General features: G+C 74.2%; 9 protein-coding genes and 1 pseudogene. 4 read left to right on the forward strand and 6 right to left on the reverse strand.

Translation table 11 applies throughout. The annotated features are described in order from the left end of the window. Nucleotides 1-301: 301 nt before the first annotated feature. Nucleotides 302-871, forward strand: a complete 570-nt coding sequence (locus ACVWNX_RS14830; protein ID WP_454414397.1) for a MarR family winged helix-turn-helix transcriptional regulator — start codon at nt 302-304, stop codon at nt 869-871. Between the two features lie 271 nt (nt 872-1,142). Here the strand turns inward: ACVWNX_RS14830 and ACVWNX_RS14835 are convergent, their stop codons facing one another. Continuing rightward, nucleotides 1,143-2,555 (reverse strand): MDR family MFS transporter, encoded by a 1,413-nt coding sequence (locus ACVWNX_RS14835; protein ID WP_454414398.1) that lies wholly within the window; start codon nt 2,553-2,555, stop codon nt 1,143-1,145. Between the two features lie 231 nt (nt 2,556-2,786). Here ACVWNX_RS14835 and ACVWNX_RS14840 point away from each other — a divergent pair, with 231 nt between their 5' ends. Further along, nucleotides 2,787-3,548 carry a phosphoglyceromutase gene (locus ACVWNX_RS14840; protein WP_454414399.1) on the forward strand — a complete coding sequence of 254 codons (762 nt, stop codon included), beginning with the start codon at nt 2,787-2,789 and terminating at the stop codon, nt 3,546-3,548. A 100-nt stretch (nt 3,549-3,648) separates the two neighbouring features. On the opposite strand, the gene ACVWNX_RS14845 is transcribed toward ACVWNX_RS14840, so the two are convergent. The 5 genes and pseudogenes from ACVWNX_RS14845 to mshA all read right to left on the reverse strand — a co-directional run bounded on the left by ACVWNX_RS14845 (nt 3,649) and on the right by mshA (nt 11,271). After that, nucleotides 3,649-5,085 (reverse strand): FG-GAP and VCBS repeat-containing protein, encoded by a 1,437-nt coding sequence (locus ACVWNX_RS14845; protein ID WP_454414400.1) that lies wholly within the window; start codon nt 5,083-5,085, stop codon nt 3,649-3,651. A gap of 132 nt (nt 5,086-5,217) precedes the next feature. Further along, the gene (locus ACVWNX_RS14850; RefSeq protein ID WP_454414401.1) at nt 5,218-6,654 is read right to left on the reverse strand and encodes an FG-GAP and VCBS repeat-containing protein; all 1,437 of its coding nucleotides are present in this window, start codon (nt 6,652-6,654) and stop codon (nt 5,218-5,220) included. A gap of 259 nt (nt 6,655-6,913) precedes the next feature. Further along, a complete protein-coding gene (locus ACVWNX_RS14855; protein WP_454414402.1) occupies nt 6,914-8,950 on the reverse strand; it encodes a YncE family protein in 2,037 nt (678 codons plus the stop codon). A 350-nt stretch (nt 8,951-9,300) separates the two neighbouring features. Further along, nucleotides 9,301-9,777: pseudogene (locus ACVWNX_RS14860) on the reverse strand (type III secretion system chaperone family protein); the annotation flags it as partial. A gap of 135 nt (nt 9,778-9,912) precedes the next feature. Then, nucleotides 9,913-11,271, reverse strand: coding sequence for a D-inositol-3-phosphate glycosyltransferase (gene mshA / locus ACVWNX_RS14865; protein ID WP_454414403.1), 1,359 nt, complete (start codon nt 11,269-11,271; stop codon nt 9,913-9,915). 865 nt (nt 11,272-12,136) lie between these two features. Here mshA and ACVWNX_RS14870 point away from each other — a divergent pair. Together ACVWNX_RS14870 and ACVWNX_RS14875 are read left to right on the forward strand one after the other, a co-directional pair. Then, the gene (locus tag ACVWNX_RS14870; RefSeq protein ID WP_454414404.1) at nt 12,137-12,922 is read left to right on the forward strand and encodes a class I SAM-dependent methyltransferase; all 786 of its coding nucleotides are present in this window, start codon (nt 12,137-12,139) and stop codon (nt 12,920-12,922) included. Between the two features lie 456 nt (nt 12,923-13,378). Continuing rightward, entirely contained in the window at nt 13,379-14,512 is a 1,134-nt protein-coding gene (locus tag ACVWNX_RS14875; RefSeq protein WP_454414405.1) for a C40 family peptidase, read from the forward strand. Nucleotides 14,513-14,819: the final 307 nt, after the last annotated feature.

A 14,819-nucleotide genomic window follows, 5' to 3' on the forward strand; every position in this document is an offset into this window, starting at 1 on the left:
TGGACATAGTCGACTTCCCACTTTCAGGCAACCGATATTTCTTGCCGCCCACCGGACCACAGCCGGGCCAAACATGATCATCAACTTATGCCTGCCCACGGCATCCAGTCAACGATTCCATCCCACTCAAAGGCCAAAGCCACCACACCCTGAATCCATTTATCGGAATTCCCCATTCCGATTTGAACGCCCCCTCATCCCGAATCCCGGACCCCACCCCCGCCCTCCGACCCCGCACCCCACCCGACCACCGCCCACTCACCCCTTGACCGGGCGCGGCAGGGTTCTGTATCCATACATCATGAAGCACGTAACTACATCTGACGGTCTCTCACACGATCCGGACGGATCGCTCTACGACCCCCGGGTCCGGCTGGCCATGGCCGATCTGACCACGGGCGACGACACGCTCCGGCTGGAGGCGACGGCCGCCGTGCGGACGGCGCACAAGGCCGTCGAACGGCTGCGCGCCCTCGGCGCGGAGGGGCGCGGGCTCAGCGCGGGAGCGGTCGACGTCCTGCTGCGGCTGCGCGCCCTCGGCGCGGACGGGGCGAACCCCGGCGAGCTGGCCCGCTCGGCGGGGATGACCCCGCGCAACGCCACCGGCCTCGTCGACACCCTGGAACGCGAGGGGCTCGTGCGACGCGACCCCGACCCCACGGACCGCCGGGCCGTCCTGGTCCGCGTCACCCCCGCCGGTCTGACCTGGCTGGAGGAGTTCCGGGCGCCGACCCGGCGCGCGATGACCGCCCTGTACGACGGGTTCACCGACGCCGAACTCCACCAGCTCCGGCATCTGTGCCTACGGCTCGCCGGGAACCAGCGGCGCCTCTCCGCCCACCTCGAAGCCGGGGGGACCGGGTCCGCGTGACGGGTCCGCGTGACGGGTCCGCGTGACGGGAGCGCGTTCCGGACGGCGCGTGCGGCCGTGCGGGACGGGGACGTTTGGGGCGGGGGCGGCACGGGTGCGTTTGCGGCATGGGCGGCACGGGGTTCCCGGGCGCCACACGGCTCCCGGTGACCGCTCCCCCCTCACCGTCGGGCCCGGGCCCGGACCCGCCGCATCGCACCGCACCCGCCGGGGCACCCCATGGGCGGGCGCGCCCCGGCGAACACCGCCCGCGTCGGGCCTCGGCGGCGGTTCAGGCCCGCGCGGTCGAGTCCTCCACCGCCGGACGGGCTCCCGGCACCGGGCCACGCCCCTCGACCGGCCCGGCCTCGACCGGCCCGTCCTCGGTCGGGCCCGCTCCGGCCGGGGCTCCCCCGCCCGGGGACTCCGGCGCCCCCGCGACCTTCCCCGGGGCGGGCAGCCCCCGCATCAGCGCCCAGTACCCGAACGCGGCGACCGCGCCGAGCACCGCGCAGCTCGCCCAGAGCCAGTCCGCGCCGAGCCCATCGATCACATAGCCGGACATCAGTGGGGCGACCAGGCTCGCGACGGCCCAGGACAGGGTGTACATCCCCTGGTAGCGGCCCCGGCCGTGGACCGGGGAGAGCCGGACGACCAGGCTGGTCTGGGTCGGGGCGTTCACGATCTCCGCGAGGGTCCAGACGCCGATCGTCAGCATCAGGACGGCGAGCGAGTCGGCGAAGGCGGTGAGTCCGAAGCCGATGCCCAGCACCAGCGAGGAGGCGATCAGCAGCATGCGCGGGTCGCGGTGCTGGATGAACCGGGTGACCGGGATCTGGAGGACGACGATCAGGACCCCGTTCACCGCCATGGCCATGCCGAACTGGGCGGGGCTGAGTCCGGCGTCCCCCATCGCGATCGGCAGGCCCACCGTGCTCTGCATGAAGATCAGCGAGACCAGGAAGGACAGCCCCACGACCCCCATGAAGCGACGGTCGCGCAGGACCGAGCCGAGCCGCACCTCCGGCTCCGCGTCCCGGTCCCGGGCGGTGCGCTCCGGACGGGACTCCGGGAGCTTGACGAAGACGACGATCGCGCAGGCCATCGTCATGACCGCCTCGCCGAGGAACCCGGCGAGATAGCTGTACTCGGCGATGAACCCGGCGGCGACGGCGGAGACCGCGTAGCCGAGGTTGATGGCCCAGTAGTTGAGGGAGAAGGCCCGCACCCGGTCCTCGGGGCGGACGATGTCGGCCATCATCGCCTGGACGGCGGGACGGGAGGCGTTGGTGCCCGCGCCGACCAGGAAGGCGACGGCGGCGATGGCCGCCGGGTGCTGGACGAGTCCCAGCACGGCGACCGAGACGGCGGTGGAGCCCTGGGCGATCAGCAGGGTCGGACGGCGGCCGAGCCGGTCGGCCATCACCCCGGCGACCAGCGACGAGAGCACTCCGCCGAGCCCGTACAGGGCGGCGACGAGCCCCGCGAACGAGGCGGAGTAGCCCCGGTCGAGGGTGAGGTACAGGGCCATGAACGTGGCGACGAAGCCGCCGAGCCGGTTGACCAGGGTGCTGGTCCACAGCCACCAGAAGGCGGGCGGCAGCCCCGAGACGGTCTCCCGCAGCGCGCGGCGGACGGCGGGGAGGGGCCCCTTTCCGCCGTCCGTCCGGCCCGCTCCCCCGGACCGGGTGCCTCTGACCGCCATGCGGGCCTCCCCCTGGGCACCCCAAGTGCCAATGTAAGTGTCGAAACGTGTAAGCAGACATTACTCAGAGCGGGCCGGGGTTCGCCAGTGAATTGACGGGGACCGTCAATCGACCAGCTCAGGGCAGGGATGCGACGGGCCCGTCCACACGGGCGCCCCGCCGGGGCGCGGACGTATCAGGAGCCGGACCGGGCGCGCGGCGGGCGCAGGGGTTCGATTACGCTCGGGGGCATGGCCGACGCACCGTACAAGCTGATCCTCCTCCGCCACGGCGAGAGCGAGTGGAACGCGAAGAACCTGTTCACCGGCTGGGTGGACGTCAACCTGAACGAGAAGGGCGAGAAGGAGGCGGTCCGCGGCGGTGAGCTGCTGAAGGACGCGGGCCTGCTGCCCGACGTCGTGCACACCTCGCTCCAGAAGCGCGCGATCCGCACCGCCCAGCTCGCGCTGGAGGCGGCCGACCGCCACTGGATCCCGGTGCACCGCAGCTGGCGCCTGAACGAGCGGCACTACGGCGCCCTCCAGGGCAAGGACAAGGCGCAGACGCTCGCCGAGTTCGGCGAGGAGCAGTTCATGCTGTGGCGCCGCTCGTACGACACGCCGCCGCCCGCGCTGGAGGACGGCACCGAGTTCTCGCAGAGCGACGACCCGCGCTACGCGACGATCCCGCCGGAGCTGCGGCCCCGCACGGAGTGCCTCAAGGACGTCGTCAACCGGATGCTCCCGTACTGGTACGACGGCATCGTCCCGGACCTGCTGACCGGCCGCACGGTGCTGGTCGCCGCCCACGGCAACAGCCTGCGCGCCCTGGTCAAGCACCTGGACGGCGTCTCGGACACCGACATCGCGGGCCTCAACATCCCGACCGGCATCCCGCTCTCCTACGAGCTGGACGCCGCCTTCAAGCCCCTCAACCCGGGCGGCACCTACCTCGACCCGGACGCCGCAGCGGCGGCCATCGAGGCGGTCAAGAACCAGGGCAAGAAGAAGTAGGCCAGCACGAGGAAGCCCCCCGTCGGCGGGAGAACCGCCGACGGGGGGCTTTTCGCTGTTGTCCGGAGGACGGGCCCGGTACGGGCCCGGGCCGGACGGGTCAGCGGGCGAAGGCGTCCGCGAACCTTCGGCCCTCGACGACCGGGTAGTCGAAGTCCGTCGCGTCGAAGGTGGTCGCGCGGGTCGTCGTCAGGCCCGCCGACGCGCCGCGCAGCACCCACGCCGCACCGTCGTTGTAGCCGCCGGGCACCACGTCCGCGCCGTACGCGCCGATGGCCAGGTCCGCCTTGCCGTTGCCGTTGATGTCGCGCAGTCCCAGTGAGGAACCGAAGCGGTCGCCGGACTTGGCGGGGCCCGGCACGCCCGGCGTGGCCTGGTGGAAGGACTGGGCGCCGCGCGTGCTCAGTCCGACCCGGCTGCCCTTGAGGAACACGAGGTTGCCGACGTCGCGGCGGTTGCCCACGTCCTCGTTCATCGCGCTGATCACGACGTCCGCGTAACCGTCACCGGTCACGTCCCCCACCGCCACGGCCGAGCCGAAGTCGTCGCCGTACTCGCCGGTTCCCGGGATGCCGGGGGTGTTCTGGAAGTAGTTGGTCCCCCCGGGGGCCAGTCCGCTCGCCTTGCCGTACCGCACGGTGAACGAACCGCCCTTGATCTCGTTCAGGTACGTGATGCCGTTGACCAGGTCGTCGTAGCCGTCGCCGTTGATGTCGCCCGCCGCCACGTTCGCGCCCGCGACGAAGCCGCCCCACGCGGGCCAGCCATCGAGGTGCGTGTAGGAGCGGCCGATGTCACCGGGGCCGCCCCGGAGCAGTCCCAGGTGCTGACCGCCCGACCTCGTGTTCGTTCCGATCAGGACGAAGTCCTTGCCGTCGGTGTTCGAGAACCGGCCCGGGACGACGGCCCGCAGCCGCACGTCCTCGGGCACGAAATCCGTCTCCGGGGCCAGCGCGCCGCCCTGGGTGGGCGTGCCCTCCGGGTACCACCAGAAGGTCTTGTTCCCGACGACCACCAGGTTGCCGGTGCCGTCGCCGTCGATGTCGGCGAAGGCCACCCCCGTCCCGAACTGGTGGAACTCGGGCTTCGGGGCGGTCAGCATGATGCCGCCGGACGTGAACGGCCGCTTGCCGCCCCAGATCACGTTCACCACGCCGTTCGACGCGTCCGAGCCCTGCTGGAGCCGCTCGTGCGGCGCGCCGACGATCAGGTCGGCGTAGCCGTCGCCGTTGACGTCCCCGTTGGTGACGCTGTCACCGAACTGGTCGCCGCGCTCCGAGACCCCGGGGACGCCGGGGGTGTCCTGGGTGATGTTCACCGACCGCGCGGGGCTGACGCCGTCCGCCGAGCCGAACAGCACGGTGACCGTGCCGCCGCCCGCGATGGGCGTGGCGACGACGAGGTCGCGGTAGCCGTCGCCGTTGAAGTCGTCCGCCAACGGGGCGGACGGTGCCGCCACGGCGACGGGGGTGGTCAGTCCCGTCACCGCCAGGGCGGAGGCCGCCGCGACGGCCAAGGTGCGTACACGAATGCGCAAGGTCATGCTCCCCGTTCGGTGGACCCCGGTGAACCGAAGCGTTCGACGACGTACGACCCGCGCCACCGGCGAAGGGTTGTACCCGGAGCGGGAACCGGCGCGGAAGCGAGGGAAGAGAGGTGGAAAGGGCGGTCAGCGGCCGAACACGTCCGCGAACTTGCGGCCCTTGACCTCCGGGAAGCCGAAGTGCTTCGCGTTGAAGGCGGTCGCGTGGGTCGTCGTCAGGCCCGCCGCCGCGCCGCGCAGCACCCATGCCGCACCGTCGTCGTAGCCGTCCGGCACCACGTCCTCGCCGGACGCGCCGATCGCCAGGTCCGCCTTGCCGTTGCCGTTGACGTCGCGCAGCCGCAGCGAGGAGCCGAAGTGGTCACCGGCCTGGGCCTTGCCCGGGACGTCCTTGGTGGCCTGGTGGAAGGACTGGGCGCCGCGGGTGGTCAGTCCGTCCGGGCCGCCCTTGAGGAGGACGACGTTGCCGACGTTGCGGTGCCCGCCGATGTCCTCGTAACCGGCGCCGACCGCGACGTCCGCGTGGCCGTCGCCGGTCGCGTCGCCCACCGCGACGGCGGAGCCGAAGTCGTCGCCGACCTCGTCGGCGCCCGGGACGCCGGGGGTGCCCTGGTGGTACGTCGTCCCGGCGGCGGGCAGACCGGCCGCCGCGCCGTACCGCACGGTGAACGAACCGCCCTTGGTCCCGGCCGCCTTGGTGTTGCCGGTGACCAGGTCGTCGTAGCCGTCGCCGTCGATGTCGCCCGCCGAGGCGGCCCGGTCCCAGGTGCTGGCGGGGGCGCCCGGGGTGTCGGTCAGCTCCGCGTAGGAGCGGCCGATGTCCCCGGGGCCGCCCCGGAGCAGCCCCGCGTAGTCGCCGCCGCGTTCCGTGTGCCGTCCGACCAGGACGAAGTCCCTGCCGTCGGTGTTCGAGAACCGGCCCGCGACGATGCCGTCCAGGAGCACGTGCCCGGGCAGGAAGTCCGCCTCCGGCGGCAGCGCGCCGCCCTGGGTGGGCGTGCCGTCGGGGTACCACCAGAAGCTCCTGGCGCCGACGACCACCAGGTTGCCGGTGCCGTCGCCGTCGATGTCGGCGAAGGCCACCCCCGTCCCGAACAGACCGGCCCGGGAGTCCGGGCCGGTCAGCATGATGCCGCCGGACGTGAACGGCCGCTCCCCGCCCCAGATGACGTTCACCACGCCCCTCGGCGCGTACGAGTCCGTCTGGTACTGCTCCCGGGGCGCCCCGACGATCAGGTCCGCGTAGCCGTCGCCGTTGACGTCCCCGCTGGTGACGCTGTCGCCGAAGTGGTCGCCGCGCTCGGAAGTCCCGGGGACTCCGGGGGTGTTCTGGGTGACGTTCACGGACCGCTCGGGGCTGACGCCGTCCGCCGAGCCGAACATCACGGTGACGACGCCGCCGCCCGCGATGGGCGTGCCGATGGCCAGGTCGCGGTAGCCGTCACCGTTGAAGTCGTCCGCCAGCGCGGTGGGCGGCGCCGCCACGGCGGTGGGGATGGTCAGTCCCGTCACCGCGAGGGCGGAGGCCGCCGCGACGGCCAAGGTGCGTACACGAATGCGCAAGGTCATGCTCCCCGTTCGGTGGACCCCGGTGAACCGAAGCGTTCGACGACGTACGACCCGCGCCACCGGCGAAGGGTTGTACCCGGGCGCCCATCCCGTGGTGGTGCGGGTGGCGTCCAGAACGCCGGCCGGTTGTCCTACGGGGGGCGGCGCGGCACCAGTTGGCCGGTCCGCGACGGGTTCCGGAGCCGGGCCGGTCCGGCTCCGGAACCCGTCCGTCGTCGGGGTTCCGGAGCCGGAGCCCCGGCGGCGACGGTCGTCATCCCGTGAAGGTGAGGTACTTCCAGGCCCCCCGGGTCGTCGAGTGGACCCGGTCCCCCGAACGGGCGTTGACGTAGGAGACCCGGACGCGGGCCCGGACGCCCTCGGCGCGCGGGACGGGGAGGCGGAAACTGGTGCGGCCGTCGGCGGTGGCCTCGATGTAACGGGTGGTCCGTTCCTTCCAGCGGCCGTCCTGGCGGACCTCCACCCGGACCTGGTGGCGACGGCCGGGGCGGGCCGTCATGGTGGTGTCGACGACCGGTTGACGCGAAGGGCGGAAGTGGTGGGTGGTGACGCCACCCGTCCGGGCGGTCCTGTAGTGGCCCTCCAGGGTCGTCGAGATCCGCACCCGGCTCCCGGCCCAGCTCGTCACGGACCCCGGCGCGGTCCGGGAGTCGCCCCCGTACACGGCCGTGACCCGCGTGTCACGGGTGAGCCGCAGCGTCGTGGAGATCCGACCGTCGTCCGTCACCCGGCCGGTCCTGACGAGCGTCCGGCCGCGCCCGTCGCCGGCCCGGTCGGCGTAGAGGCTGACCGTGCGGCCCCCGTGCGTCCCGCCGAGCGTCGCGGTGAACCGCACCGGCGTCCCGTACGGGTGGACGGTGCCGTCCGCGTCGAGCCGCAGGGCGGGCGCCGCCCGGGAGACCCGGACGCTCTCCGCGCCGGTCGCCGGGGCGTGGGACGGGCCGCCGCCGAAGGTCACCCGGTAGGTGACCTTGCCGCCGGAGTACGGGGTGTCCCGGAACGAGAACGCGCCGCCCGTCGTCGTCCGGACGACGGGCAGGGTCCTGCCGCGCGGGGACTCCAGATCGGTGCGGGTGACCCGGAGCGGGGTGCCGACGGGGAGCGGGACCGTCGCCGACAGCCGTCCCGTGACGGTCAGCCGCCGGGCGCGCTCGGCGCTCGACGGCAGGAACAGGCTCACCTTGGGCAGCGCCCTGGACGGCGCGTCGAACACCCGCAGGGCCACCGTTCCCCGGCTGTTGGCGGTGAGCGCGAACAGCCGCCGGGAGTCCCGCGTCCAGGCCAGAGCGCCGGGGAGCAGGACGTCCGAGGCGCTGGTGTCGCCGGTGTTGGGGAAGTCGTAGGAACGGACGAGGCGGAGGCGTCCCTGGGGGAACACGTGGACGTCCGGGTCGTACCGGCTGACCGTCCCCGCCGCGACCGTGCCGTCCGGGGCGACGGCCACCGCCACGGGGTACGGGTGCGTCCGGTAGGTCGCCGCGCGGGAGAGGTCCGCCGTGGAGTAGGCGACGTGCTCGTGCGGGGTGGCACTCGCGACGACGACCCGCCGTCCGTCGGGGGTGACGTCGATCTGCCGGACGTCGTCCGCCCCGATGCCGCGCCGCACGCGCTGGACCGCCTCGCCGGTGGAGACGTCGTAGACGGTGGCGACGCCGTCCGCCGCCGTGACGAGGACGCCCGGGGCGGCCGGGTCGGCGCCGAGGTGCGGCTGCGGCTCGGGGACCTCGACGAGCCGCTCGACGGGGTCCGTGTACGGGGCCCCGTCCGTGTCCGGGGCCGTGCTCCCGGTCGTGTTCCCGTCCGTGCTCCCGGTCGCGTTCCGGTCCGTGCCGTCTGCCGTGAAGTCCAGCGAGCCGAGGCCCGAGGCGTGGCTGAACCAGAGCTTCCCGCCCGCGAGCGCGAGGTCGTGGGGGGCCTCGGCGTCAAGGTCGTGGCGCCCGGTCTCGGTCAGCGTCGCCGCGTCCAGCGTCATGATCAGGTCGTCGTCGCCGACCGCCGCGTACACCTCTCCCCCGGCGGACAGTTCCAGCCCCCGGACCCCTGGCAGATCGGTGAACGTCCTGGTCACACGGCCCGTGAAGTCGGTGACGACGAGTCTGCCGCGCCTCGGGTCGGAGACGAAGAGCTGTTCCCTGACGTCGTCCACGACGATGTCGCCGACGGACGACACCCGTAGGACCCTGGTGGAGTCGGCCACGGCCGGACCGGTCCCGGTCGGGCCCGCCGCGAGCGCGGCGGAGCCGAGGAGGACGGCGAACGCGGTCGCCGTCGGAATGGTGCGCGTACCCACGTGTTGAACCCCCCTGGTGCCTCCGGCCGCGCGATGCCCGGAGCACGCCGCGAACGGCCGTGCGGGGCCGGTGATCAGCAGCGTAGGCCATGCCTGTGACACCCGGTTTACGGGGATTGCCCCCTACGGTCCCACGGCCTCCGCGACCCCTACGGCCGCGACGGCCCGTCCCACGGGTCCGGGCGGCCCGGTCCGCCCGGGGCGGTGTCCGTGGCGACGTCCGTGGCGGTGTCCGTCCGGCCCCGCGCAGCCGTGGCGGCGGGCGTGCCGTCGTCCGTCGCGGGGGTCGTGACGGCGTCCGTGGCGGGGGGCGGCGGCGCGGGCGTCGGGTGGTCCGGGGCCGGGACGTCCCGGGTGAGGTGGGTGAACGCGTCCAGGTTGCGGGTGGACTCGCCCCGGGACACCCGCCAGGCGTACTCGCGGCGGATCGAGGTCGCGAAGCCCAGCTCCAGCAGGGTGTTGAAGGCGCCGTCCGACGCGTCCAGGACGGACCCGAGGAGCCGGTCGACCTCTCCCGGGGTGACGGCCGCGAGCGGCACCCTGCCGACCAGGTACACGTCCCCCAGCGGGTCGAGGGCGAACGCGACGCCGTACAGCCGCAGATTGCGTTCGAGGACCCAGCGGTACACGCCCTCCGCGTTCTCGTCGGGGTGCCGCACGACGAACGCGTTCAGGGACAGGGTGTGCGCGCCGACGACCAGGGAGACGGTCGTGAAGAGCTTGCGGGTGCCGGGGAGCTTCGCCACGTAGGTGCCCGGTTCGGGGCTCTCCCAGTCGATCCCCGCCTCGCTCAGCGCCCGCTCGATGATCACCGCCGCGTCAGCCATGCGGTGAGACTACGGGAGCGCCCTGGTGGCGGGGACCGGGTGCCGCCGTGGTGAACGCCACGGCACGCGTCCGGCCCACCCGCCGGGTCCGTCCGGGTTCCACCGCGCGTGGGACCCGGACGGGCCGGGGGCGCCTCAGCCGTGGTGGGTGCGGGCGGTGCGGCGGTACTCCTGGAGGGCCGCCGTGTAGACGTCCGAGGTGGCCGCCGCGGCGGCGCCCCAGCCGAAGGACTCCGCGTGCCGGGCCGCCTCGGCGCCCATGCGGAAGGACATCGCCGGGTCGTCGGCGTACGCGCCCAGCACGCGCGCGTAGGCGACCGGATCGTGGCCCGCCACCAGATGCCCGGTGACGCCGTCCCGGACCGCGACGGGCAGTCCGCCGACCCGGGCCGCCAGCACCGGCGTGCCGGTCGCCTGCGCCTCGATCGCCACGAGGCCGAACGACTCGCTGTGCGAGGGCATCACCAGGACCGAGGCGGCCCGGAACCAGTCGGCCAGCTCCTCCTGGGGCACCGGCGGGCAGAAACGCACCACATCGGCGATGCCCAGCCGGGCGGCGAGCTTCTGGAGCCCCTCCGGACGGGCCAGGCCGGTGCCGCTGGGGCCGCCGACCACGGGGACCACCAGACGGGCGCGCAGACCGGGCCGCTCGGCCAGCAGGACGGCGACCGCGCGCAGCAGCACGTCCGGCGCCTTCAGCGGCTGGATGCGGCCCGCGAAGAGCGGCACCAGGGCGTCGGGGGGCAGCCCCAGCCGGGCGCGGGCGGCGAGCCGCCCGTCGGCGGGGCGGAAGCGTTCGAGGTTGACGCCGGGGTGGACGACGGCGACCTTGCCGGGGTCCGCCTCGTAGTGGCCGACCAGGTCGTCGGCCTCCTCGCCGGTGTTGGCGATGAGCCGGTCGGAGGCGCGCACGATCTGGGTCTCCCCGATGACCCGGGCGGCCGGTTCGGGGGTGTCGCCGTCGGCGAGGCTGGCGTTCTTGACCTTCGCCATGGTGTGCATGGCGTGCACCAAGGGCACGCCCCAGCGTTGGGCGGCGAGCCAGCCGACGTGGCCCGACAGCCAGTAGTGGGAGTGGACGAGGTCGTAGTGGCCGGGGCGGTGGCGGGCCCACGCCTGCATGGTGCCGTGGGTGAACGCGCACAGCTGGGCGGGCAGCTCCTCCTTGGCGAGGCCCTCGTAGGGGCCCGCGTCGACGTGGCGCACCAGGACGCCGGGGGCCAGTTCCACGGTGGGCGGCAGCCCGCCCGTGGTGGCCCGGGTGAAGATCTCCACCTCGATGTTGATCTCCGCCAGCCGTCTGGCCAGCTCCACGATGTAGACGTTCATGCCTCCCGCGTCACCGGTGCCCGGCTGGTGCAGGGGGGAGGTGTGCACGCTGAGCATCGCGACGCGGCGGGGCTTGCGGTGGGTGCCCGGCAGTCTCAGCCGGGACGGGGAACGGGGTGGGGAAGCGGTGGATCGTCGCCCGAGCCTGCTCGCGTAATGGCTCACGAAGCGGTCCTCCTCGCGGCTGCTTCCGGTCGTGGTGAGGGAGGTGGTGCCGTCCGGCTCCCTTGCCGGTACGGGCCCGGGACCGCCCCGTGATCGCGTGTCCCCACGGCCGTGCCGTTCCGCCCCGGTCCGGGGCGCGCGGGCACCGGAGGATGGCGGAGGGGCATGGCCGACCCTCCGGAGCCCTGCAACGCACGACGGCTCCGTTCCCTTCCCATTTTGCACAACTATTACGTTGCGTTCATCAACACCGCAGGTCAGCGACGGTTCCGGAAGTCCGGAGCCAGCCGTACGGAGGGCTTACGCGCGCGGGGCGCGCACCCTGGAGGCGGCTCCCTCCCCGGGGAGGACGGGGCGGCGGGCGCGCCGTGGCGGGCCGCCGCCATGCCCGATCACCCCGCTCACGGGGGCACGCGCGGGGGAGGGCGGCCCGGCCCACACCTCCCCGTCCGCCCGGCGTTCCGGGGCACGCGCGTGTGGGGGCGGACCTCTGCCAGGACCACCACACCCGCCAGTCCCACGGGGGGGCACACGCGTGGGGGCGCCGCGGCGGGGTTCCGGCGGGGCTGGCGGTCCAGCCTGGCGGCACGCGCGCGTGCGTGGGGCGGTGTCGCGGTCGTCGCCTACGCCCTGCCGCCGTCCCCGGCGGCACGCGCGTGGGGCGCTGAGAGGACCGCCGGGCCCCGGAGCCCCACGTGCCCACGGCGGTACGCGCGCGCGTGGAGCGCTGCTCGCCGCCGTCGCGGGCGTGCCCGTACCCGCGCACGGCGGTACGCGCGCGTGGGGTGCTGCCGGCGATCGGCGCGGGCGCGACCGGCGCCGGCCACGGCGGTACGCGCGTGGGGCGCTGGTTACCCTCGTGGTCATGTCCTCCCGACCCGTGGGGACGGTGACCCGCGGGACCACCAACCCGAACCGGCTGCGCCGCATGGACCGCTGGATCACCGCCACCCACGCCCCCGTCCTGCGCCGCGCCGACGACCCCGTCGCCGTGGACCTCGGTTACGGCGCCGCGCCCTGGACCGCCGTCGAGCTGCTGCACCGGCTGCGGACCGTGGCGCCCCGCGCGCGGGTGGTCGGCGTGGAGATCGACCCGGCACGGGTGGCGGCCGCCGCGCCGTACGCGCGCGAGGGGCTGGAGTTCCGGCACGGCGGGTTCGAGGTGCCGCTGCCGGGCCGACCGGTGCTGATCCGCGCGGCGAACGTGCTGCGGCAGTACGACGAGTCCGAGGTGCCCGGGGTGTGGCGACGGCTGTGCGACCGGCTCGCCCCGGACGGGCTGCTGGTCGAGGGCACGTGCGACGAGGTCGGACGCCGTCACGTCTGGGTGGCGCTCGGCCCCGAGGGCCCGCGCACGGTGACCTTCGCGGCCCGGCTGGCCTCGCTGGGACGCCCCTCCGACCTCGCCGAGCGGCTCCCCAAGGCACTGATCCACCGCAACGTCCCGGGCGAGCCGGTGCACGCGTTCCTACGGGACTTCGACCGGGCGTGGGACTCGGCGGCGCCCTACGCCTCGTACGGGGTCCGGCAGCGGTGGCTGCGGTCGGTACGGGACCTGCGGGCGGCCGGCTGGCCGGTCGTGGACGGTCCGGCGCGGTGGCGCCAGGGCGAGGTGACCCTCGGGTGGGCGGCGCTGGCGCCGGGCGGCTGACGCCTCCGGCGGGGGCGCCGGGGAGGGAGCACGGAGGTGCCGAAGGGTTCCAGGTGCCGGGCGCTGGACGTGCCGGGCGCCCGGCGCCGGGCGAACGCGTCACGGCCGCCGTGCAACGGTGAGGCCGTCCTGGCTGTCTTACCCGTCGGCTGACGGCTTCCGTCACCCCGACAGAGCCCCCTCACGCGTTCGAGTGAACATCTGTGCGGGCAGGCTCCGGCGGGAACGAAGCGTCGGAGCCGGTCGTCATCCCGGTGCGAGCCACCAGACGCGTGGCACGGCACAGGGGGCGGGAGGCGGGACGACCGGGGAACGGGCGCGGCGGAGAGCGGACGGCCGGGGCCTCTGACGGCCGGGGCCCGGACAGCCGACAGCCAAACCCGGGCAACGGGCAACGGGCAACGAAGACAGGGAACGGCGGGGATCGGTGTGCGTGGAGGGGGAGGAACAGTGCGGGTGAAGCGGATCCTGGCGGCGACGGCCGTGGTGGCGGTGTGCGTGGGAGCCCTGTGGTCGGCGCCCGGTACCGCCCTGGCGACGCCCGCGCGGCCGACGCCCCCGGCCACGGAGGGCAGCGGGACCCCCGGCGGAACGGCGGACCGGACGGACGGCGCGGACCGTGACGGCGCGGACCGTGACGGCGCGGACGGCACCGACCGGCTGGAGGACGTCCGCAAGCGGCTCGACCGGCTCTACCACGAGGCGTCGGTGGCCACCGACGCGTTCAACGCGGCCGAAGAGGCCATCAGCGCGCAGGCGTCGACGATCGCGGACCTCAACGAGAAGATCGAGATGGGCCAGCGGCGGCTGGACCGGCTGAAGGACCGCGCGGGCGCCGCCGCCCGCGCCCAGTACCGGTCCGGGGGCGTCCCGGACGGCACCCGGCTGGCGCTCAGCGACGACCCCGAACTCTTCCTCGAAGGCGTCGGCCGGGTCCTGGCGGGCCAGCGGGCCGCCAAGGGGCTGATCACCCAGTTGTCCCGGAGCCAGGAGAACCTGCGGATCTACGCGAAGGACGCCGTCGCCAACCAGGAGAAGCTGACCGAAGCCCGCGACGACAAGGACACCGCGCGCCGGGAGGTCACCCGCAAGCTCGCCGCCGCCGAGGCGCTGGAGGCGTCCCTCGTCACCGGGGAACGGGAACGGCTGCGGCGTATGGAGGAGGACAGCGGGCGGGCCGCCCAGCAGGAGTGGCTCGGCACCTGGACCCCGAAGGACGCCGAGGGGTCCGGCGACGCCCGGGGGAAGGACGCCGTCGCGTACGCGACCCGGCAGCTCGGCCTGCCGTACGAGTGGGGCGCCGAGGGGCCGCGTTCCTTCGACTGCTCGGGACTCACCCAGCAGGCGTGGAGAGCCGCCGGGGTCCCCATACCCCGGACCTCCCAGGAGCAGTGGCGGTCGCTGCCCCGGGTGTCCCAGGAGGACCTGCGCCCGGGCGACCTCATCATCTACCGCGCCGACGCCAGCCATGTGGGGATGTACATCGGGGACGGGTCGATCATCCACTCCCCGCGCCCGGGCCGCACGGTCACGGTGGCGGGAGCGGGCTCGATGCCGATACTCGGCGTGGTCCGGCCGGACGCCGGCTGAGGCCCCCTGTTGGCGGCGGGGCCCGGGGGCAGAGGCGGGCGGGGTCGCCGGAGCGGGAGTGAACAGCGGGGTGCCCGGCGCCGGGTACCTGGTGGGACGGCCGGAACGGGCCGGTCGCACGTGACGTAGGGCACGTCACCGGGGGCGGCTCAACCCTCGCGGGGTGACGTTCGTCATCCCTTGCGGACACCCCCACCACGGTCCGCTGTCCAATTGCGGGAGGGGATGCGGCATATGACGGAGGCCGATTACCCGGCAGCTTCCGATACCTCGTTCCCTCGCACCACCGGGTACCGCTATGGTCCCC

Source organism: Streptomyces sp. JNUCC 64 (assembly GCF_054484115.1).